At 68.4% G+C, this 19,111-nt stretch carries 18 protein-coding genes; 11 read left to right on the plus strand and 7 right to left on the minus strand.

All coding sequences use genetic code 11. The annotated features are described in order from the left end of the window. Positions 1–1,215: DEAD/DEAH box helicase (locus ACE3QW_RS15000; RefSeq protein ID WP_374252214.1), on the minus strand; the 1,215-nt coding region annotated here is incomplete at its 3' end. Between the two features lie 451 nt (positions 1,216–1,666). Between ACE3QW_RS15000 and ACE3QW_RS15005 the strand changes: the two genes are divergently transcribed. The 4 genes from ACE3QW_RS15005 (at position 1,667) to modC (ending at position 5,194) form a co-directional block, all read left to right on the plus strand. Next, on the plus strand, positions 1,667–2,191 hold the full coding sequence (locus tag ACE3QW_RS15005; protein WP_029555087.1) for a DedA family protein: 525 nt from the start codon (positions 1,667–1,669) through the stop codon (positions 2,189–2,191). A gap of 190 nt (positions 2,192–2,381) precedes the next feature. Then, the gene (gene modA / locus ACE3QW_RS15010) at positions 2,382–3,179 is read left to right on the plus strand and encodes a molybdate ABC transporter substrate-binding protein (protein ID WP_374252216.1); all 798 of its coding nucleotides are present in this window, start codon (positions 2,382–2,384) and stop codon (positions 3,177–3,179) included. A gap of 111 nt (positions 3,180–3,290) precedes the next feature. Beyond that, positions 3,291–3,983, plus strand: coding sequence for a molybdate ABC transporter permease subunit (gene modB, locus ACE3QW_RS15015; RefSeq protein WP_374252218.1), 693 nt, complete (start codon positions 3,291–3,293; stop codon positions 3,981–3,983). Continuing rightward, positions 3,980–5,194, plus strand: coding sequence for a molybdenum ABC transporter ATP-binding protein (gene modC / locus ACE3QW_RS15020; RefSeq protein WP_081837403.1), 1,215 nt, complete (start codon positions 3,980–3,982; stop codon positions 5,192–5,194). Before modB ends, modC begins: the two co-directional genes overlap by 4 nt. Here modC and ACE3QW_RS15025 read toward each other — a convergent pair. Together ACE3QW_RS15025 and ACE3QW_RS15030 are read right to left on the minus strand one after the other, a co-directional pair. Further along, positions 5,088–5,564: a winged helix-turn-helix domain-containing protein gene (locus ACE3QW_RS15025; RefSeq protein ID WP_374252221.1), complete on the minus strand. Its 477-nt coding sequence runs from the start codon at positions 5,562–5,564 to the stop codon at positions 5,088–5,090. The two genes, modC and ACE3QW_RS15025, sit on opposite strands and share 107 nt — an antisense overlap. A 132-nt stretch (positions 5,565–5,696) precedes the next feature. Further along, on the minus strand, positions 5,697–6,563 hold the full coding sequence (locus ACE3QW_RS15030) for an FTR1 family protein (RefSeq protein ID WP_250168207.1): 867 nt from the start codon (positions 6,561–6,563) through the stop codon (positions 5,697–5,699). Positions 6,564–7,077: 514 nt separating this feature from the next. Between ACE3QW_RS15030 and ACE3QW_RS15035 the strand changes: the two genes are divergently transcribed. The 6 genes from ACE3QW_RS15035 (at position 7,078) to ACE3QW_RS15060 (ending at position 14,056) form a co-directional block, all read left to right on the plus strand. Continuing rightward, positions 7,078–8,352 (plus strand): imelysin family protein, encoded by a 1,275-nt coding sequence (locus ACE3QW_RS15035; RefSeq protein ID WP_250168208.1) that lies wholly within the window; start codon positions 7,078–7,080, stop codon positions 8,350–8,352. A gap of 24 nt (positions 8,353–8,376) precedes the next feature. Then, positions 8,377–9,864, plus strand: a complete 1,488-nt coding sequence (locus tag ACE3QW_RS15040) for a multicopper oxidase family protein (RefSeq protein ID WP_374252222.1) — start codon at positions 8,377–8,379, stop codon at positions 9,862–9,864. Positions 9,865–9,866: 2 nt separating this feature from the next. Further along, a complete protein-coding gene (locus ACE3QW_RS15045) occupies positions 9,867–11,111 on the plus strand; it encodes a di-heme oxidoredictase family protein (protein WP_374252223.1) in 1,245 nt (414 codons plus the stop codon). A 48-nt stretch (positions 11,112–11,159) separates the two neighbouring features. After that, positions 11,160–12,251, plus strand: coding sequence for an imelysin family protein (locus tag ACE3QW_RS15050; RefSeq protein ID WP_374252224.1), 1,092 nt, complete (start codon positions 11,160–11,162; stop codon positions 12,249–12,251). 4 nt (positions 12,252–12,255) lie between these two features. Next, positions 12,256–13,401, plus strand: coding sequence for a DUF1513 domain-containing protein (locus ACE3QW_RS15055; protein WP_374252225.1), 1,146 nt, complete (start codon positions 12,256–12,258; stop codon positions 13,399–13,401). Positions 13,402–13,495: 94 nt separating this feature from the next. Beyond that, positions 13,496–14,056 carry an NADPH-dependent FMN reductase gene (locus ACE3QW_RS15060; protein ID WP_374252226.1) on the plus strand — a complete coding sequence of 187 codons (561 nt, stop codon included), beginning with the start codon at positions 13,496–13,498 and terminating at the stop codon, positions 14,054–14,056. Between the two features lie 7 nt (positions 14,057–14,063). Here the strand turns inward: ACE3QW_RS15060 and queD are convergent, their stop codons facing one another. From queD to ACE3QW_RS15075, 3 genes are all read right to left on the minus strand, one after another. Continuing rightward, positions 14,064–14,420 (minus strand): 6-carboxytetrahydropterin synthase QueD, encoded by a 357-nt coding sequence (gene queD, locus ACE3QW_RS15065; RefSeq protein ID WP_024277905.1) that lies wholly within the window; start codon positions 14,418–14,420, stop codon positions 14,064–14,066. Between the two features lie 35 nt (positions 14,421–14,455). After that, positions 14,456–15,091 (minus strand): 7-carboxy-7-deazaguanine synthase, encoded by a 636-nt coding sequence (gene queE / locus ACE3QW_RS15070; protein ID WP_374252228.1) that lies wholly within the window; start codon positions 15,089–15,091, stop codon positions 14,456–14,458. Between the two features lie 85 nt (positions 15,092–15,176). Beyond that, entirely contained in the window at positions 15,177–16,343 is a 1,167-nt protein-coding gene (locus ACE3QW_RS15075) for an alpha/beta hydrolase (protein WP_374252229.1), read from the minus strand. A 309-nt stretch (positions 16,344–16,652) separates the two neighbouring features. Between ACE3QW_RS15075 and ACE3QW_RS15080 the strand changes: the two genes are divergently transcribed. Then, positions 16,653–17,618, plus strand: coding sequence for a ring-cleaving dioxygenase (locus ACE3QW_RS15080; RefSeq protein WP_374252372.1), 966 nt, complete (start codon positions 16,653–16,655; stop codon positions 17,616–17,618). 81 nt (positions 17,619–17,699) lie between these two features. On the opposite strand, the gene ACE3QW_RS15085 is transcribed toward ACE3QW_RS15080, so the two are convergent. Then, on the minus strand, positions 17,700–18,830 hold the full coding sequence (locus ACE3QW_RS15085; protein ID WP_374252230.1) for an aminomethyltransferase family protein: 1,131 nt from the start codon (positions 18,828–18,830) through the stop codon (positions 17,700–17,702). Positions 18,831–19,111: the final 281 nt, after the last annotated feature.

Genomic DNA, 19,111 nt, shown 5'->3' on the forward strand with positions numbered 1-19,111 from the left:
CCCACCGATGAAATCGTTGCGCTCGGCGGTCTCGTCACGCTCCTCGAGCTCGATCGGCGGCGCATCGGGAATGTTGAAGCGCATGCCTGCGCCGCGACGGTCGGTGGCCGGGATCTGCAGCTTGATGAGCCGCTCGATGGACTTGAGATACGCCCTCTCCTCGTGATCGCAGAAGGAGATGGCGATGCCCTCGCGGCCGGCGCGCGCGGTGCGGCCGATGCGGTGCACGTAGCTCTCGGGCACGTTGGGCAGGTCGTAGTTGATGACGTGGCTGACGCCCGTCACGTCGATGCCGCGGGCGGCGATGTCGGTGGCGATCAGGGTGCGGATCTTGCCTTCGCGGAAGGCGAGGAGCACGCGGTCGCGCTGGTTCTGCGACTTGTTGCCGTGGATCGCCTCGGCGGCGATGCCGCACTTGGCGAGCACGCGCACCACCTTGTCCGCGCCATGCTTGGTGCGGGCGAAGACGAGGGCGCGGTCGATATCCTCGGTGGACAGCACCTCGGCGAGGAGCTGGCCCTTGTTGGGCTTGTCCACGTGGATGACGCGCTGCTCCACCCGGTCGGCGGTCTTGGCCACCGGGGTGACGGCGACGCGCACCGGATCATGCAGCATGCCGCCCGCCAGCTCGGCGATGGCCGGCGGCATGGTGGCGGAGAAGAACAGCGAGTGCCGCTTGTGCGGCAGCCGGCGCACGATGGCGCGGATGGCATGGACGAAGCCCATGTCCAGCATCTGGTCGGCCTCGTCGAGGACGAGCACCTCGACCTGATCCAGCTTCACCGCGTGGTTTTCCACGAGGTCCATGAGCCGGCCGGGGGTGGCCACGAGCACGTCAACGCCGCGGGCAAGGGCCCGGATCTGCCGGCCCATCGGCACGCCGCCGATGGCGAGCGTGACCGAGATGTTGGCGTGGCGGCCGAACTTCTCGAAATTGTCCACGATCTGGCCGGACAATTCGCGGGTCGGCGAGAGCACCAGCGCACGGACGGACTTGGGGTCCGGACGGCGGGGATGGCGCACGAGGCGGTCGAGGATGGGAAGGGCGAAGGCAGCGGTCTTGCCGGTGCCGGTCTGGGCGATGCCGATCAGGTCGCGGCCGTTGAGGACCTGCGGGATGGCTTCAGCCTGGATGGGGGTGGGAGTGACGTGATTCGCTTCGGTAAGGGCGCGAACGATGGGCTCGGCAAGGCCGAGGCTCGAAAAAGAGGTCAAGCTCTGACTTTCATATGCGAGCGGCACCGGCGCAGCCTTTTGGGCGCGGCGCGGCTCGCGGGATTTCGACATCCCGCGTGGCCAGGGGTGTCCAGGGCAAAAGATGATATCGGGCAAAGCCGCTTGCGATGCCTCACCGACGAAACGCCATGTCACGGCGTCGTCCAGATCGAAGCTCCAGCGGTCTCCGCTACGCGGCCCGAGCGCGCTAAGGGGAGGAAAGCAACTGCCTCCATCGGCGCGATGCACCGCATATGGACGAGACCCGTGACGATTTCAAGGCGAATGGTTGGGCAGGCGCAGCTTTGTCGGCTGCCGGATGCGCCCCGTGGCGCCATTTCGCCCGAATGTGCGTCCAGAAGGTAAGGAACCAGCAGGCGCCGCGGGAGTAGAATGCGGCGGGGCCGTAGGCCCGGGAGCCGCGACACCGATCCTTGCGGCAGGAGAAGACATGTTCGATCTGTCCGCCATTGTCGCCACCACCACCGCCTTCGTCGAGCAGCACCATTATCTCGCGCCGGCCGTGGTGTTCGGGCTCGCCTTCGGGGAATCGCTGGCGCTGATCTCCTTCTTCATTCCCGCCACCGTTCTGCTGCTCGCCATCGGCGCGCTGATCGAGGCGGCGGGGCTGCACTTCTTCCCCATCTGGCTCGCCGCCGCCGCAGGCGCGGCGCTGGGCGACGCGGTCTCCTACTGGTTCGGCTTCCACTACAAGGAGCGTGCGAAGGACTTCTGGCCGCTCTCGCGCCGGCCGGACCTCGTGGCCCGCGCCGAGGACTTCTTCCAGCGCTTCGGCATTTGGGGCGTCGCCATCGGCCGCTTCTTCGGCCCCCTGCGCGCCGTGGTGCCGCTGATCGCGGGCGTGCTGGCCATGCGCCAGACCCACTTCCAGGTGGCCAACGTCGCGAGCGCCGGCCTGTGGGCCTTCGCCATGCTCGCACCCGGCGCCGCCGCGCTGAAGCTGATGGGCTTCTGAGCGCGCCACGGCCTGTGCGCGGCTTCATGCCGCACTGCAGCAAAGACGATCCCACGCCAGCGCCTTGGCGGTATCCTGAACCGCTTTCGGCCCGTAGGTGCCCCTTCGGAAGGGGCGGGCCTATTGTCTCGCAGCGGCATCCTGTATATCGATGGACATATCACAGGCCCATTGCCGAGGTGCCATTGCCATGTCCGGATTTCCCGCCTCCTTTCTTGCCTCCCGCCGCCTGATCGTTGGTCTCGTCCTCTCGGCGTTTGCCGTCGCGCCACTGCCCGCGGCCGCGCAGGAGACCGTGACCGTGTTCGCCGCCGCGAGCCTCACCAACGCGATGCAGGACATCGCCAAGGCCTATGAGGCCAAGGGCAGCAAGGACGCCATCAAGTTCTCCTTCGCCGCCTCCTCGGCGCTGGCCAAGCAGATGGAGGCCGGCGCGCCCGCCAACATCTTCGCCTCCGCCGACCTGAAGTGGATGGACTATACCGACGGCAAGGGCCTGACCCTGCCCGCCACCCGCGTGAAGCTGCTCGGCAACGAGCTGGTGCTGGTCGCCCCCGCCGACAAGGCAAAGCCGGTGACCATCTCCAAGAGCCTCGATGTGGACGCCCTCCTCGGCCCCAACGGCCGGATCGCCACCGGCCTCACCGACAGCGTGCCGGTGGGCGTCTACACCAAGCAGGCATTCACCAATCTCGGCCTGTGGGACAAGATCGCCCCCCGCATCGTCGGTGCTGAGAGCGTGCGCGCGGCGCTGGCGCTGGTGGAGCGCGGCGAGGTGCCCTACGGCGTCGTCTATGCCACCGACGCCGCCATCGCCAAGAATGTGAAGGTGGTCGCGACCTTCCCGGCCGACAGCTATCCGCCCGTCGATTACCCCTTCGCCCTCGTGAAGGGCCAGGACACCCCCGCCGCCAAGGCCTTCTTCGCCTTCATCCAGAGCCCCGAGGCCAAGGCCATCTTCAAGAAGTACGGCTTCTCGGTGAACTGATCCGCCCGGCGCGGGGCAGCATGCAGCGGAACGGGAATTGCTTATTGGGGGCAAAAGACCGAGCCTGATCTGGAGCGAGGCGAGGCCTTTTCGCAGGCGGATTTGTTCGAGATGTTGCTCACTCCCGAAGAATGGACGGCCGTGCGGCTGAGCCTGGAGGTGGCCTTCTGGGCCACCCTCTGCAGCCTGCCGCCGGCCATTCTCATTGGCTGGGTGCTCGCCCGGTTCGAATTTCCCGGCAAGGGCATCTTCGACGGCATCGTCCATTTGCCCCTCGTGCTGCCCAAGGTGGTGGTGGGCTATCTGCTGCTCATCACCCTCGGCAATCGCGGCTATCTCGGCCAGTATCTCCACGAGTGGTTCGGCATCTCGCTGATCTTCTCCACGGCCGGCGCCACGGTGGCGGCGGCGGTGGTGAGCTTCCCGCTCACGGTCAACGCCATCCGCCTCGCCATCGGCGGCATCGACAAGGGCATCGAGACCGCGGCGCGGACCCTGGGCGCCAGCAGGCTCGATGCCTTCTTCACCGTGACCTTGCCGCTGATGATGCCCGGCGTGCTCTCCGGCTGCCTCATCTCGCTGGCCTCGGCGCTGGGCGAGTTCGGCGCCACCATCACCTTCGTCTCCAATGTGGAAGGCCAGACGCGGACCATCCCGCTCGCCATCTACAGCGCCACCCACATGCCCGACGGCGACGCCATGGCCCTGCGCCTCACGGTGGTCTCGGTGGTCCTCGCCCTCGGCTCCCTCATGCTGGCGGAGATGGCGGACAAGCGCATCCGCGTGGCGCTGGGCCAGATATGATCGAGATCGACGTTTCCCTCGCCCGCTCCACCGGCTTTCACCTGAAGGCGGATCTCCGGGCACCCGAGAGGGGCGTGACGGCCCTGTTCGGCCGCTCCGGCTGCGGCAAGACCACGATCATCCAGATGGTCGCCGGCTCGCTGACGCCGGACAGCGGGCACATCCGCGTCGGCGACACGGTGTTCTACGACAGGCAGGCAGGCATCAACCTGCCCATGGAGCAGCGCGCGGTCGGCTACGTGTTCCAGGACGCGCGGCTGTTCCCGCACATGACCATCGAGAACAACCTGCGCTACGGCGAGCGCCGCACCCGGCGGCCGCGCACCATCCAGTTCGATGCCGTGGTGGAGATGCTGGGCGTCGGCCACCTGCTGAAGCGCCGGCCGCACACCCTGTCCGGCGGCGAGAAGCAGCGCATCGCCATCGGCCGCGCGCTCCTGTCCCAGCCCCGCCTCCTGCTGATGGACGAGCCCCTCGCCTCGCTGGACGAGATGCGCAAGGGCGAGATCCTGCCTTATCTGGAGCGGCTTCGGGACGAGCTGAACCTGCCCATCCTCTATGTCAGCCACTCCATCGAGGAGGTGCTGCGCCTCGCGGACGCGGTGGCGGCGCTTTCGGACGGCAAGGTCATCGCCTGCGGCCCCCTCGCCGACGTGCTGTCGCGGCCCGAGCTGCTGCCGGTGATCGGCCGCTTCGACATCGGCACCATCCTCGACTGCACGGTGACGGCGCACGACCCGGACCTCGGCCTCTCCACCGTCTCGTTCGCCGATGGTGAATTGCGGGTGCCGCTGGTGGGCCGGCCGGTGGGGGCACCGGCGCGGGCGCGCATCCGCTCGCGCGACGTGTCCCTGTCCCTGTCGCGGCCCATGGACGTGTCGGTGACGAACCGGATTTCCGGCACCATTTCCGCCATCACCCGGGCGGAAGGCCCGTTCTCCGAAGTGGAACTGGCGCTGTCCGCCGGCCGCCTCAGCTCGCTGGTGACGCAGGAAAGCGTGCTGCGCCTGGGCCTTGAGCCCGGCATGCAGGTTTGGGCGATGATCAAGGCGGTGACAGTGGACAGCCGGCCAATGGGCTTCCACTCACCGGGCGCGGAGATCGTCAGCCCGCCTGCTTCACGGCCGGCCCGGCCAGCTGCGAATCCGCCTCAGGATCCCCCGGCTCTGCGTCTGATTTCGGGTGGTAATCCGCCGCAAGGGCGGACGTGAGCTCGTCCAGCGCCCCGCTGGTGGCCTTCGCCGCCTGCCGCTCCATGGCGCGATAGAGCGCGATCACCCGCTCGCCGAAGGCCGTGACCTCGGTGCCGGCGCCCCGCCGCCCGGGGAAGGTGACGATCACGCGCTGCTCGAACATGCGGTCCAGTTCGTCCACCAGCAGCCAGGCGCGGCGATAGCTCATGCCGATGGCCTTGGCGGCGGCCAGAATCGAGTGATGCTCGCGGATCGCCTCCAGCAGCTTGATCTTGCCCGGCCCGAGGCGCCGGCCGTCGGCGAAGTCCACGCGCAGGAACAGGCGGGTGCCGTCCCGGCCCTGTCCGGCCTTGGTGCGGCTGTCCTTGCTGCTCGTTCCGCCGCTCATGTGCTTCTCCTCGGATGCCGCCCGGCGTTCCGCCTGCGCCGCGTGTCCCGGAGCCCGGAACATCGCGCGTCAGCATACCGGAAGGCGGAGACCGCGGAAACGCCGGCGGGCACCGGAAAGCGCGTCGAGCACTCAGGCGCGGGAAACGTGGCCGCCGGCCGAGCGGCCGGCGCTCTGCCGGCGCGGAGCCGAAGCGAGGCGGCCGTTGACGATGGCCGACAGGCCGAGAATGACCGCCACCGTCGCCACATAGGCGATCACCTGCATGCCCGTGGGCTCGGCGCGGTAGCCGATGAGCGTGCGCAGCACACGGCCCAGCGCGCTGTCGTCCGCCAGCAGCCAGCTCGAATTCCACACCGGCTCCGCCAGCGACTGGATGAAGCCGGCATCCTGCAGGATGCCCACCACCTGCGCGGCAAGGCCGGCGGCGAGAAGCGTGATGAGGACGGACGTCACCTTGAACAGATGCTTGAGCGGGATCGCCACGAGGCCGCGATAGAGCAGCAGCGAGAGGGCAGCACCCGCCGCCAGACCGCCAAGACCGCCGAGCACGATCGCACCGGGCGAATCGGCGCCCGTGCTGGCGATGCCATAGAGGAAGAGCACGATCTCCACGCCCTCGCGCAGCACGGCCATGCCGACGACGATGGCCAGCGCGGCGAGCGGCTTGCGCCCCTCCTTCACGTCGCGGCCGACCTCCCGCATCTCCATGACCATGTGCTTGCCGTGGCTCGCCATCCAGACGACCGTCCACACCAGCATGACCACCGCGACGGAAAGGATGGCGGCATTCAGGATGTCCTGCCCGGAGCCGTCGAAGGTGGAGGCGATGGTATCGGCGAAGAGGGCGAGGACCGCAGAGCCGGCGATGCCGCCGAGAATGCCGAGGCTGATCCACAGGCCGCGATGGCGGATGCCCTCGGAGGCGGCGAGCACCACGCCGGTGACGATGCCGGCCTCGAGGACTTCACGAAAAACGATCAGAAGCGCGGCAATCATCGCGGCCTGTCCTTTTTGTCCCCGACGGCCGCTGCCGGCACGCACGAGCGGGCATAAACGCTGCCCTGATGGCCTTCGCCCTTCGGGAGAGATCGCCGTCGGAACGAAAACCAATTGAATATGACGAAACCTTATCACCCGCCGGCAGGCCCTGTCACCGCAGCGGCAGAGGTTTGGAATTGTTCAAATGAAAAGCTGCGCGCCTGCTCGGCGGCCATTGAGACTATAGTTCAAGGGCGCCGGCATCCGGCCCGCGAACCCGCCGTGTCCAGCGTTTGCAGCCGGGCGCGACGAAACGGCCCGACGAGGCACGGATACAGAGTGACGTAACGTCTTCTACTAAGGGGTGCGTCGCTTTGACTTGGGAGAGACAAGTCGAGGCCCCGCACTCTGGACATGGAACAATTCCATTATTGTCTCAAGCGCTTGCCCGCCATCGGCCCGGCTCATACTCTCCGCCGCGATGGGGCAATGGCCCCGGTTCCGGTTTTCGAATTTCAAGGAGAGAAGGTCGATGCGCGCGCATTTTCTCGGCGCCGTCATCGCGTCAGTCGCAGCCTTCGCGAGCCCCGTGCTCGCGGATGCGCCGAAGCCGCGTGATGTGATTGTCCACTACGCCGACCTCGCCGAGGTGATGTACGGCTCGTCCGCCGCCACGGCCAAGGACATGCAGAAGGCCATCGACGCCTTCCTCGCCGCCCCCAGCGCCGACAGCCTGGGCAAGGCACGCGATGCGTGGAAGGCGGCCCGCGTCTACTACCAGCAGACCGAGGCCTTCCGCTTCGGCAACAAGATCATCGACGAATGGGAAGGCAATGTGAACGCCTGGCCGCTCGACGAAGGCCTGATCGACTACGTGGACAAGAAGAGCTACGGCGAGAAGTCCGACGAGAACCCGCTCTACACCGCCAACGTGATCGCCTCGAAGTCCATCCGCATCGGCAAGAAGACGGTGGACGTCACCAAGATCACGCCCAAGCTGCTGCACGAGCTGAATTCGGCCGGCGGCGTCGAGGCGAACGTGGGCTCCGGCTGGCACGCCATCGAATTCCTGCTGTGGGGCCAGAACCTCCACAATGCGACGCCCAGCCAGGGCCAGCGCCCCTACACCGACTATGACCTGAAGAACTGCACCAACGGCAATTGCGACCGTCGCGGCGAGTATCTCAAGGTCGCCACCCAGACGCTGGTCGCCGATCTCGACGAGATGACCGGCCTGTGGGGCGCCAAGGGCAAGGCCCGCGCCGCGCTCATCAAGAAGAACGACAAGGCCGGCCTTGCCACCATCTTCACCGGCCTCGGCTCTCTCTCCTACGGCGAGCTTGCCGGCGAGCGCATGAAGCTCGGCCTCATCCTCCATGATCCGGAGGAGGCGCACGACTGCTTCTCCAACAACACCCAGAACGCGCACTATTACGACGAAGTGGGCATCCGCGACGTCTATTACGGCACCTTCGTGAAGCCGGACGGCTCCAAGGTCACCGGCCCCTCGGTCGCCGACCTCATCCGCGCCGCCGACCCGAAGATCGCCGACGAGATCGACGCCAAGTCCGACGCTGCCCTCGCGGCCCTCAAGGCCCTGAAGGACGTGGCGGATTCCGGCGAGATCACCTACGACAAGATGCTGGAAGAGGGGAATACCAAGGGCGCCAAGCTGATCCAGGACGGCGTGGACGCCCTCGTGGCCCAGGCCCACGCCATCGAGCGCGGCGTCTCGGCCCTCAAGCTCCAGATCAAGATGGAAGGCTCCAAGAGCCTGGACGACCCGAAGAACGTGAAGAAGAAGTGAGACCATGACGATGGGACGGACGCGATGATCTCGCGTCGGGCGCTGCTGGCCGGCGCAGCGGCTGCGGGGGCGGTGGGGTTCGCCCCCTCCGCCCTCGGCCGCGTGCCGGCCTCCGTGGACACCCTGCCTAAGAGCGCGCCGGTGCGCCGGCTCGCCCTCTCGGCGGCGGAAATGGAAATGCCGCTGCTCGGGCCGGGCAAGCCGGTGACGAAGGGCTTCTGCGCCTACAACGGCACGCCCTTCCTCACCCTGCGCGCGCCGGTGGGCACGCGGCTGATGGTGGATTTCGAGAACCGCCTGCCGGACCTTACCACCGTCCACTGGCACGGCGTGCGCGTGCCCTATCTCTCGGATGGCGTCTCGCCCATCACCCAGGCGCCGATCCCGGCGGGCAGCACCTTCACCTACAATGTGCCGCTGCCCGATCCGGGCTTCTATTTCTTCCATCCCCATTGCGACGAAACCGGCCAGGTGGGCCGTGGCCTCGTCGGCCTGCTCGTGGTGGACGATCCGGCCGAGGCGAAGCTCGGCTTCGATGCCGAGCACTTCATCGTGGTGAAGGACTGGCGGCTCGACGAAAAGGACGGCCGCTGGCTGGAGATGTTCACCGACGAGGGGGCCTCCACCGCCGGCACCTTCGGCACGGTGCGCGCCACCAACGGCTCCATCGTGCCGCCCCGCGTCGAGGCGCCGGCCTATGGCGACGTGCGGCTCAGGGTGATCGTCGCAGATTCCACCCGCACCATCGATTTCGGCTGCGAGACGGAAGACGCGGCCATCATCGCCATCGACGGTCAGGCGCTGACACCCCTCCCCTTCTCCAAGCTGCCGAACGAGATCTGGCGCATGGGCCCGGCCATGCGCATCGACGTGCATGTGCGCATGCCCGGCCCCGGCGAGGAGGTGAAGGTCTACGACTACCGCACCGCCGAACCCTATCTGCTCACCACGCTGGTCGGCGTGGACGCTCCCGGGAGCAAGCCGGGCCGCAAGAAGACCGCCTTCCGCCCCAAGGCGCTGCCCCCCGCCAAGGTGCCGCTGCCGGACGTGAAGCGCGCCAGCCGCATCGACTATCTCGTGCAGACCGCCGCCGGCCCCATCGTGAGCGGCGATCCCCTGCCGCCGGACGATCCGCTGGCCAAGGCGCTGATTGCCTCGGCCTGCGTCGGCAGCAAGACCTTCTGGGCCATCAACCGCAATTCCTGGGGCGCCGGCGCGGACCTGCGCCTGCCGCCGCCGCTGGCGACGCTGAAGGACGGGGCGAGCTACATCGTCTCCATCACCAACGTCACCAAGCACGTCCACCCCATGCATCTGCACGGGCATGTTTTCCGCGTGCTGTCCTCCTCCAAGAAGAAGGACATCCCGCCCTATCTCGCCGATACGGTCATGACCGAGCCCAACGAGACGGTGGAGATCGCCTTCCGCGCCACCAGCGGCGACTGGGTGTTCCACTGCCACATCCTGGAGCACATGGATTCCGGTCTCATGGGCTGGATCAGGGTGGTGTGAGGATGCGCGTGCGTCTTCTCCTCGCGTTGCTCGCTGCCCTCTCCGCGACGCCCGCTGCCGCCGAGACCTTGGACAAGCTGGACCTCGCGATTGGCAAGGCCCTGTTCAAGCGCCCCTGGGTGCCTGCCCCAGCCTCGACCCGGGGCGATGACGGACTCGGCCCCCTGTTCGACGCCCGCTCCTGTGCCACCTGCCATCCCGCCGACCGCCGCGCCCCCGCGCGTCTGGAGAACGGCACGGCGGAGCGCGGCTTCGTGCTGATGATCGGACGGCCGGATGGCAGCGGCGATCCCGTCTACGGCCGCCGGTTCCAGATCGATGCGGTGCCCGGCATTCCAAGCGAGGGGATGATCGGCGTCACCGACACCCCGCTGCCGGACGGCCGCATCGCCCGCAAACCGCACCCCGAGGCGCTGGGCTATGGCCCGCTCGATCCCGCGAGCGGCCTGTCTCTCCGCGTCGGGCCGGACCTCAAGGGCCGCGGGGCGCTCGCCGCCGTGCCTGATGCCGCCATCCTCGAGGTGGAGCGGGAGCAGGCGAAGGGCAAAGACGGCGTGAAGGGCATGGCGCGGCGTGTGACGCAGGCCGACGGCAGCACCGCCATTGGCCGCTTCGGCTGGAAGGCCTCGCAGCCGACCCTCGCCGGCCAGTCGGCGGAGGCCTTCTTCCTCGATCTCGGCCTCTCCAACCGCTTCCATCCCGAGCCTTGGGGCGATTGCACGCCCACCCAGACCGCCTGCCGGCAGGCCCTCCACGGCAATGCCAATGCCACCTCCGGGGATGCGGACGACGAACTGGAAATCGGCTCGGCGGTCCTCGACAGGGTGGTGGCCTATGTGGCGTCCCTGCCGCAGCCCGAGCCCGAAGACCTGCCCAAGGCCGAGGGCAAGCGCGGCGCGGCGCTGTTCGCCTCCACCGGCTGCGCCCAGTGCCATCGGCCGTCTTTGCCCACTGCCGACGGCGAAGCGCGCATGTACACCGATCTTCTGCTGCACGAGATGGGGCCGGACCTCGGCGACACCATGCCGGAGCCCGGTGTGGGCGCCTCGCAATGGCGCACTGCGCCCCTCGCCGGCCTCTCCGATGCGCTCGCCGCCAACACCGGCCTGCTGCACGATGGCCGCGCGCGCACGTTGGAGGAGGCGATTGCCTGGCACGGCGGCGAGGCGGCCACCGCACAGCGGCGCTTCGGCGCGCTTCCGCCCAAGGACAGGGCGGCGCTGGTGCGGTACGTTTCTTCCCTGTGATTTTTGCCGGCCGCAGCCGGTGTGGGCCTGATATTGCGGATCGACGTCATGATTGAAGCCACGCGCCGTTCTTCCTTCCGCCTTGCTGGCGCGGCCCTCGCCGCCATGCTCGCTTTTGGGACAGGCCCCGCCGTTGCGGCCGATCCGAAGCTCGATCCCGTGCCGCTCATCGAGGGCTGGCTCTTGCCGCGCTACGATGCGCTGGTTGCTGCCACCGCCGCGCAGGCGAAGGCCTGGGCCGCCTTCTGCCCCGCCCCCTCGGCGGCCGGCGTGGCGCCGCTCAAGGAGGCCTATGGCAAGGCGGCGGATGCGTGGAACGCGGTGGAGTTCGTCACCTTCGGCCCCATCACCCTGTCGCTCCGGGCCGACCGCATCTCCTTCTTCCCGGACCGGCGCAACGGCATCAGCCGCGGGCTGTCCGAGATCATCGCCGACAGCGATCCCGCCCGCCTCGCGCCCGAGCGCTTCATGCAGTCGAGCGCGGCGGTGCAGGGCCTGCCGGCGCTGGAGCGGCTGCTCTATGAGGAGGGCGCCGCCGAGGCGCTGGTCGCAGGCCCCGAGGCGGCACGGCGCTGCGCGCTCGGCACCGCCATCGCCAACAATCTCGCCACCATCACCGGCGAAATCCGCACCGCGTGGGGCGACAAATCCACCGGCGCGCTGGGCGCCATCGTCTCCGGCAAGGGCGACCCGGCCCTGTTCCCGGATGTGGGCGCCCTGCCCGGCATGATCCTCACCGACCTGTCCGGCGCCTACCAGCGCGTGACCGACACCAAGCTGCTGCCCGTGCTCGGCGCCGGCCCTGCCGATGCGAAGCCGACGGTCGCCGACAACTGGCGCTCCGGCCGCTCCGGCCGCGTCGCCGCGAACATGATCCACAGCGCCGATGCCCTCCTCGTCGCCGTGGGCACGCAGATGCCGAGCCGGCCGCAATTCGTGGTCAACAAAGCCGCCACCGCCGCTGATGCCGCCGCCGACAAGCTGCCTGCCGACATCGGCGCCGCAGCCGCCACCGCATCGGGTGCGCAGGGCATCCACGCGACCATCAAGACCTTCAAGGCGGCGCAGCTCGCCGTCTACAAACCCATCGCGTCCTATTTCGGCATCTCGCTGGGCTTCAACGCCCTCGATGGCGACTGAGGCCATGGCGACGGACATGCGCGGCCGCCTCGACCATCCCCCGCTCATTGGCCGGCGCGGCCTGCTGCTCGGCGGCGCCGCGCTCCTCGCAGCCTCCACCTTGCCGGGCGGCCTGCGCGCCGCCGAACTGGATGAAGGCTGGCTGGCGACGGCGGGCGTGGGCGAGGGGTTCGCCGCAGTCGGCCTCGACACCAGCTTCGCGGCCACACCGGAGGCCCCCTCCGACGCCCGGCTGCATGGCATCGAGGCGAGCCCCGTCGGGCCGCTCGCGGTGGCGGTGGGGCGGCGGCCGGGGCGCATCGCTTTGGTGTTCGACCGCCGCAAGGGTGGCGTGGTCGCGCGCTTCGGGCCGGGCGAAGGCCGCGTCTTTTCCGGCCATGGCCGCTTCACGGCGGACGGCCGGCTGCTCCTGACCAACGAGATCGAGCATCCCGCGGACGGCGTTCGCGCCATGGGCCGGGGCGTGGTGGCGGTGCGGGCGGTGGACGGCGGCTTTGCCATCCGCGACGAATGGCCGAGCGGCGGCGACGGCCCGCATGATCTCATGCGCTCGGGCGCTGCCCTGGTCATCGCCAATGGCGGCATCGAGCCCAACACGCCGGAGGCGCGCGACGCCGAGGTGACGGGCTCCGGCGTCACCCTCGTCGATCCCACAACCGGCGCCGTGCGCGGCGAAGGCAAGCTCTCCGCCGACCTCGCCAGCCTGTCGCTCCGCCACCTCGCCCGCGACGGCAATGGCAGCACCGTGGTGGCGGCGCAGGACCTCTTGAAGGACGGGGAGGCCCGCCCCCTCCTCTTCCGCATCGCCGCCGATGGCGCGCTCACCCCCTTCGACGCGCCGGACGAGGCGTGGCGGGCGCTGCGGGGATATGTGGGCTCGGTGGCCTATGACCCCTCCGGCCGCTTCGTCGCCTGCGCAACCCCGCGCGGCAATCAGGTCGCCGTCTGGCAGGCGGACGGCCGCTATATCGGCGCGGTGCCCCTCACCGATGGCTGCGGCCTCGCGGCCGGTGCGGAGGCAGGCACCTTCGTCGCCGCGTCCGGCTATGGGGAAGTGATCGCGGTGAAGGCCGCGCCCGAGGGCGTCGCCATCACCGCGCGGCGCACCGGCGGGCCGCGCTACGACAACCACATGGTGCGGATCGGCTGATTTTCACCGGTGGTTTTCACCTGGGCTCACGCAACCTTCCCGGTTTTGCGCCATTATCCCCGGCGAGCCCATGGCGGGCAGCGGGAGAATGGCGATGAACTGGGTCGTGCTTGTCGGCAGCGTTCGCAAGGGGTCCCTCAATGCCGCGCTCGCCCGCGCACTGGCCGGCATCGCGCCGGAGGGGACGACGCTCACGATTCTGCCCTCCGTCGCGGAATTCCCCATCTATGACGGGGACATCGAGGCGGAAGGCTTTCCCGCCCAGGTGACGGCCATGGGGGAGACGGTGGCGGCGGCGGATGCGCTGGTGATCGTCACGCCGGAATACAATTACTCGGTTCCGGGCGGCCTCAAGAATGCGATCGACTGGCTCTCGCGCCTGAAGCCGCAGCCGCTCGCCGGCAAGCCCACCCTCATCATGTCGGCCTCGCCCAGCACCATGGGGGGCGGGCGCGCGCAATATCACCTGCGGCAGGTGCTGGTGGCGCTCAACGCCCACGTCATGAACGTACCGGAGGTGATGGTCGCCCAGGCCCACACCAAGATCGCCGACGGCATCGTCACTGACCAGGGCACGCTGGACTTCGTGAAGAAGCAGCTTTCCGCCTTCGCGACCTTCGTGAAGAAGGCGCAGGCGGGGGATGCCGCGGGCTGAGGCCCGCTCAGCCCTCCGCGTATTCCGCGTAGGACATGGGCGTCTCGTAGACCCGCACGGACGCGAGCGTGGGCAGGAGCGGCTTCATCCGCGTCCAGATCCACGCCGCGATGATCTCGGCGGTGGGGTTCTCCAGTCCTTCGACGTCGTTGAGGCAATAATGGTCCAGCTGCTTCAGCAGCGGGCCGAAGGCGTTCTCCACGTCGAAGAAGTCCACCACGAAGCCGGTCACGGGGTCCACCGGCCCCTCCAGCGCGAGGTCCACGCGATAGGAATGGCCGTGCACGCGCCGGCAGCGGTGGGTTTCCGGCACGTTGGGCAGAAAGTGCGCGGCCTCGAAGGTGAAGCCCTGGGTGATCCGCACGCGGCCGGGCAGCGCCGCCGGGGTGTCAGGGGTGGTCATGGAATTCCGATCATCTTGTGGGTCTGGACGGACAGGCGCCAGCGCGGATTGGCGAGGCAATAGGCCACCGCCGCATCGGTGTTCGCGCGGCGATCCGGCCCGTCCATGGGCTGGAGGAAGAAATTGGCGAAGGGGAGGCCCGCAACCTCGGCGGGATCGAGCCCGGCCTGCGGGAAGACGAGCTTCAGCTCGTGCCCCGCGCGCTGCTTCAGCTCGGTGCCGGCCTTGGGGCTGACGCAGATCCAGTCGAGCCCCTCAGGCGCGGCAACCGTTCCGTTGGTCTCGACGGCGATCTCGAAGCCCCGCGCATGCACCGCCGCGATGGCGGCAGGATCGAGCTGAAGCAATGGCTCCCCACCGGTGAAGACGACGAAGCGGCGCTCGGCGCCGGCGTGGCCCCACACGGCAGCGATGGCGTCGGCCAGGGCTGCGGCATCGGCGAAGCGGCCCCCGCCCTCGCCATCCATGCCGACGAAATCCGTGTCGCAGAAACGGCATTGGGCTGAGGCGCGATCCTCCTCCCGCCCGGACCACAGGTTGCACCCCGCGAACCGGCAGAAGACGGCAGCACGCCCCGCCTGCGCCCCCTCCCCCTGCAGGGTGAGGAACATTTCCTTGACTGAATAGGCCATGAGGCGACGCCTTTAGACCGAACACGCCCGCGAGGGAAGCGCCGGCCCGGCATGGCACATCCGCGAAAGGCTCGCCGGCCTGGCCCTATTGCGCCGGGGCAGAGGCCGGCTGGGCGGTGGCCGGCAGCGCAGGGCCGGCCGACTGTGCTGCCCGCGCCGGATCGAGGCCGGTGATGCGCACGCCCTGCAATTGCACGGTATCGGCGGTCGCGGTGCCCTTGGCGCCGGCAATGGCGCTCTGCAACTGGGGCGCCATCGCCGCGAGTTGCGCGAACTTGCCGTGGTTGAAGCTGTCGAGGGCCTCCACGTTGGTCATGTCCACCACGACGGCGCCCAGACCAACGAGTTCGGTGTCGTTGGCGTATTCGCCGAGCCGCGGCTTCTTGCCGGCGAGGAAGTCGGAAAAGCCGAGCGCCTTGTCGTCGCGGGAGACGACGACGACGAACGGCTTCGGCGGCTTGCCGAAGCGCCGGAGCTGGGTCTTGAACACGTCCACGTCGATGTCGGGCGCGGCGAGGATGATGTCGCCGATCTTGTTGAGCGGCAGGGTCTTGCCGGAGATACGGATCTGGCGGAGGGCCTCCACCGTCAGCCAGTTGCCCATGGAATGGGCGAGGATGCTCACCTGTTCCGCGCCGCTGCCGAAGGCGAGGCGGATGGTTTCCTCCAGCTGGTCGCGGGCGGCGGTGGCGCTGTTGTTGTCATAGACATAGCCCTCGGTGGTCGCCCGCGAGGCCCACGTGAAGAGGACGGGAACGGCCGACGCATCGGAATCCGTCGCCATCTGCGCGAGGCGGTAGAGCGCCTCGGAGAACATGGTGTTGTAGCCATGCACGAAGATGAAGACCTTGCGCTTGCCGGCCGGCCGGCGGGCCAGCTCGCTCTTCAGGTCGCGCAGGAACTCGCTTTCGGTGTCGCGATAGACGGCCTCCCGCACCACCATGTCGGTGGTGGGATTGCCGAGGCCGTTCTTGGGCCACTCGATCTCACCCGGCTTGTGCGTGGGCGGAACCGAGAGGTCGATCTTCGCGAAATTGAGCTGGGCGGAGCGCTCGCCGTTGAAGAAGACGCCGGCGCGCGGATCGCGCTCGCGGGTGGAGGCGACGAGGATCACCTGCTCGCGCGCGCCTTCCGCCAGCGGAGCGGAGACCGGGACGAGCGCATCGATGCCGGGGCGGTCGGAGCAGCCGGCGACGAGCATCACCACGGCCGCGGCTGCCGTCAGGCGCACAAACAGATTGCGCTGCGTCATGCGCCACATCCCCCGAAATCTGCCGCTTGCAAGTGCATGCCCCCCGCATGGAAGGACTTTCTTGGCACAAACAATGAGGCGGATGAACGGCGATCGCGGGAAATGCTGAACACCGGTGAAATGGTGCCATCGCGGCCACGCTCCCGGTTACCACAAATTGCATGAGAGAGGCGACCGAGCCCTATTCCATCCAATCGACTTGCAAATTGGCAAGCCCAGATTGCGCCCGTGGTTCTCGTACCGGAGGGGCTGTCCGCCTATCTCTGGCGCCAGACAGATACGAGGCTCCGCACGCCGGAGGAGGACGCCATGCAGAACATCACCGAGACCACCGGGCCGCTCACCGGACTTCACCACGTCACGGCCATCACGGCCGACGCGCCCTACAACCATCGCTTCTACACCCAGACGCTCGGCATGCGCCTCGTGAAGAAGACGGTGAATCAGGACGACGTGTCTGCCTATCACCTCTTCTATGCCGATGGGGAAGCCAACCCCGGCACCGACCTCACCTTCTTCGACTGGCCGGTGCCGCGCGAGCACCGGGGCAGCCATGCCGCCGTGCGCACCTCGCTGCGGGTGCGGGACGAGGCGGCGCTGGAATACTGGGCCGCGCGCCTCACCGACGCCGGTGTCGCCCATGCCGGCATCGAGACCCGCGACGACCGTCACCAGCTTCCGTTCGAGGACCGCGAAGGCCAGCGCCTCGCCTTGATCGTGGATGACGGCAAGGGGCCGGGCGTGCCCTGGGCGAAGAGCCCGGTGCCGGAGGCGCACCAGATCCGTGGCCTCGGGCCGATTCTGATCTCGGTGCCGGACCTCGCGCCCACCGCCGCCGTGCTCATCCACGTGATGGGCATGAAGGAAGTGCGCACCTATGCCGCCGAGGATGGCCGCGCCATCCATGTGTTCGAGATGGGCGCGGGCGGCCCCGCCGCCGAGGTGCATGTGAAGGTGGAGCCGGGCCTCTCCCCCGCCGGTCAGGGCGCGGGCGCGGTGCACCATGTGGCTTTCCGCGTCACCACCTTCGACCAGTACGAGGAATGGGCGCGGCGGCTGAAGGAGCTGCGCATTCCCAATAGCGGCATGGTGGATCGCTTCTACTTCCGCTCGCTCTATTTCCGCGAGCCCAACGGCGTGCTGTTCGAACTGGCCACCGACGGTCCGGGATTTGCGGCCGACGAGGATGCCGCCCATCTGGGCGAACGCCTCGCCCTGCCGCCCTTCCTGGAAGGCCGCCGCAGCGCCATCGAGGCCGGCCTCAAGCCGCTCTGAGGGCAGCTCCAAACGCAAAAAAGGCCGGCCGGACGGGGAGATCCCGTCCGGCCGGCCTTTTGTTTGCGTCTCAGGCGGGCGTCAGGCCCGCTCTTCCAGCGGATGCGTGCGCAGCCGCATGGGATCGTAGAAGGGGGTGCGCACCACGTTGGCCTCGAAGCTCTCGTCCCCGTCCACCACGGTGAGCGCGGTGCCGAGCGCGGTGACGTCGGGCCGCAGCGAGACCAGCGCCAGCGACTTCATGAGGTGGCGGCTGTAGGTGGTGGAATTCACCACGCCCACCTCGGCGCCATCCTTGAAGATCTTCGCGCCGGGCGTGATCGCCTTCGCCGCCAGCACCTCGAGCCCGGCCTGATGGGTGCGCTCGGTGCCCTTCCGGGCAAGAAGAGCGGCCTTGCCGCGGAAGTCCGGCTTGGAGAGGTCCACCGACCAGTCCATCAGCACCTCGAAGGGCGTGGTGTCCTTGTGCGGCATGTCGAAGGGGAAGAACAGCAGGGAGCCTTCCACCCGCACGATGTCGAGGCAATCCCACGACACGGGCATGGCGCCGAACGGCTTTCCGACCTCGAGGATCTTGTCCCAGAGGAACACCGCATCCTTCGCCGCGCAGAACACTTCATAGCCGCGCTCGGCCGAGTAGCCGCCGCGCGCCAGCGACACCGGGATGCCGAACAGGGTGGTCTTGCCGTGCCCGAAATAGGGCAGGTCCTTCAGCACCATGGGGGTGTGGGGGGAGAGGATGTCGAGGGCGAGGGGGCCCTGCAGGGAGAGGATGTGGACGTCGTTGTCACGGGAGAAGGTGACATCGAAGCCCTGTGCCACCACCGGCAGCGCCTCTTCCAGCGCGCCGCCACCGTGGGAGAGGCGGAACTTGCCGTCGCCGTCCACATAGACGAGCACGTCGTCGATGAGCCCGCCTTCGTCGTCCACGATGGAGGAGATCATGGAGCGGCCGGCCGGGATCTTGGAGATATCGGCGGTGAGCAGCTTGTTGAGGAAGGCGAGGGAGTCCGGCCCCGAGAGGTCGATGATCTTCAGCGCGGACACATCGAACAGGCCGGCGCGGGTGCGCACCGTCTCCGTCTCCGCATAGGGATCGGTCGCGTAGTGCTGGGGGATCGCCATGTCGTTCCAGGATTCCTCGAGCTTGGAGCCGAGTTCCCGGTGACGGTCGTTGAGGATCGATTGGCGCAGAATGGTCGCGCTGGTCATGTGCCCTCTCTTGAAGGATGCCGGCCCGTAGCCGGGCCCGTCGTTAAGGCGGGCGGCTCAGGCGGCCTCAAGGCCAGCCATGCGCGCCGCGACGACCGCATCCTGATGGCGGGCCAACGCTCCTGTCAATTACTTTTCCTCAGAAGAAATTTCTTTGGTAGCATGGCGCGAAAGGCGGCAAAGGAAAGCGAGGTGGACCCATGCGTCGCCCAGATCGTGGTCATCCTGCGGGCCTCAAACGCCCAACTAATGGGCTTGCACCAAAATTGGCCCGTGGCACT

Origin of the sequence: Xanthobacter sp., assembly GCF_041911315.1 — a bacterium.
Lineage (GTDB): Bacteria > Pseudomonadota > Alphaproteobacteria > Rhizobiales > Xanthobacteraceae > Xanthobacter > Xanthobacter aminoxidans.

What these genes read in the sequence shown, in the direction of transcription:
- ACE3QW_RS15060 (WP_374252226.1), top strand. Translation starts at nt 13,496, where the DNA reads ATGAACTGGGTCGTGCTTGTCGGCAGCGTTCGCAAGGGGTCCCTCAAT.
- ACE3QW_RS15040 (WP_374252222.1), top strand. Translation starts at nt 8,377, where the DNA reads ATGATCTCGCGTCGGGCGCTGCTGGCCGGCGCAGCGGCTGCGGGGGCG.
- ACE3QW_RS15045 (WP_374252223.1), top strand. Translation starts at nt 9,867, where the DNA reads ATGCGCGTGCGTCTTCTCCTCGCGTTGCTCGCTGCCCTCTCCGCGACG.
- ACE3QW_RS15035 (WP_250168208.1), top strand. Translation starts at nt 7,078, where the DNA reads ATGCGCGCGCATTTTCTCGGCGCCGTCATCGCGTCAGTCGCAGCCTTC.
- ACE3QW_RS15055 (WP_374252225.1), top strand. Translation starts at nt 12,256, where the DNA reads ATGGCGACGGACATGCGCGGCCGCCTCGACCATCCCCCGCTCATTGGC.
- modA (WP_374252216.1), top strand. Translation starts at nt 2,382, where the DNA reads ATGTCCGGATTTCCCGCCTCCTTTCTTGCCTCCCGCCGCCTGATCGTT.
- ACE3QW_RS15050 (WP_374252224.1), top strand. Translation starts at nt 11,160, where the DNA reads ATGATTGAAGCCACGCGCCGTTCTTCCTTCCGCCTTGCTGGCGCGGCC.
- queE (WP_374252228.1), bottom strand. Translation starts at nt 15,091, where the DNA reads ATGGCCTATTCAGTCAAGGAAATGTTCCTCACCCTGCAGGGGGAGGGG.
- ACE3QW_RS15085 (WP_374252230.1), bottom strand. Translation starts at nt 18,830, where the DNA reads ATGACCAGCGCGACCATTCTGCGCCAATCGATCCTCAACGACCGTCAC.
- ACE3QW_RS15030 (WP_250168207.1), bottom strand. Translation starts at nt 6,563, where the DNA reads ATGATTGCCGCGCTTCTGATCGTTTTTCGTGAAGTCCTCGAGGCCGGC.
- ACE3QW_RS15080 (WP_374252372.1), top strand. Translation starts at nt 16,653, where the DNA reads ATGCAGAACATCACCGAGACCACCGGGCCGCTCACCGGACTTCACCAC.
- ACE3QW_RS15025 (WP_374252221.1), bottom strand. Translation starts at nt 5,564, where the DNA reads ATGAGCGGCGGAACGAGCAGCAAGGACAGCCGCACCAAGGCCGGACAG.
- ACE3QW_RS15075 (WP_374252229.1), bottom strand. Translation starts at nt 16,343, where the DNA reads ATGACGCAGCGCAATCTGTTTGTGCGCCTGACGGCAGCCGCGGCCGTG.
- ACE3QW_RS15005 (WP_029555087.1), top strand. Translation starts at nt 1,667, where the DNA reads ATGTTCGATCTGTCCGCCATTGTCGCCACCACCACCGCCTTCGTCGAG.
- modC (WP_081837403.1), top strand. Translation starts at nt 3,980, where the DNA reads ATGATCGAGATCGACGTTTCCCTCGCCCGCTCCACCGGCTTTCACCTG.
- modB (WP_374252218.1), top strand. Translation starts at nt 3,291, where the DNA reads ATGTTGCTCACTCCCGAAGAATGGACGGCCGTGCGGCTGAGCCTGGAG.